The sequence below is a fragment of the Paenibacillus sp. GbtcB18 genome, assembly GCF_019091125.1.
GTDB classification, from domain to species: Bacteria; Bacillota; Bacilli; order Paenibacillales; family NBRC-103111; genus Paenibacillus_F; species Paenibacillus_F chitinolyticus.
This window is the reverse complement of record NZ_JAGXJX010000077.1, coordinates 1-800: the sequence shown is the minus strand read 5'-3', so window position 1 is coordinate 800 and position 800 is coordinate 1. Positions and strand designations below refer to the sequence as shown.

At 34.8% G+C, this 800-nt stretch carries 1 protein-coding gene; it reads left to right on the top strand.

The annotated features are described in order from the left end of the window. The first annotated feature begins 243 nt into the window (after window positions 1-243). Window positions 244-711: a hypothetical protein gene (locus KVT34_RS29585; protein ID WP_217563227.1), complete on the top strand. Its 468-nt coding sequence runs from the start codon at window positions 244-246 to the stop codon at window positions 709-711. The last annotated feature ends 89 nt before the right edge of the window (window positions 712-800 follow it).

Here is an 800-nt window from a genome sequence, read left to right as displayed (position 1 = left end):
GTCGGCAACACGAAAGGTGAAACCGATGAGTGCTTTTATCAGCCGTGCTCGCTGTGAGAGAAGGGTCTTTGATACTCATGGGGCTACTGCCTCTCTATTGTCATTATAATTTAGGAATGACATAAAGATGATTTCTTGTTACCCCTAATTGCTGTGCCATTTATAAAATGTTTTAATGCCTATTTCCTAAGACAAAGACACATTCATATAATAAGACTGCAGTCAATTCAGGGGGTGCATTTTATGGAGTATGTTCAAAATAGTCTTTTAAACGGTAGTATCACACCTACTAGATCTCGAAATACGAAAACATGGAGCGGTTGGTGGGCGGATATTTTTGAAGGTAATGATTGGACGAATGTCACGATTTTTTTAGAAGACATTACTGTCTCAATTACGCCTTATGATAATAACAACAATATTTATGCTACTTGTAACTTTAATTTATCTTCCAAAGTAAGACAAAAAGCCTACTTTGGCCCTTTTTTTGGACCAGAAAACTTAGTTAGATTATATATATATTTACAAAATGATGCTGGAGCGACTTTAGGCCAATTTAGTGTGAAGGTTCCATTTGATTGCAATCAAGTTAAATTTCCTGTACCTTATTCGACAGATCTTCAGAATAAAAAAATAGTGTTCGATCAAATGACAAAACTTTCTATTTGGCTCGATGTTGGTAATTATGATTTGATAGCCGAGCATTGCTGAAGATAAGTTTTAAAATTGATTTTTGAGTTCCCGAAAATAATTATAGTCATAACTTAAAGGTTTTGACAACGTTGTGACGATGTGATAGT

Excerpts from the sequence above, each read along its gene's own strand:
- KVT34_RS29585 (WP_217563227.1), top strand. The coding sequence starts at position 244 with ATGGAGTATGTTCAAAATAGTCTTTTAAACGGTAGTATCACACCTACT.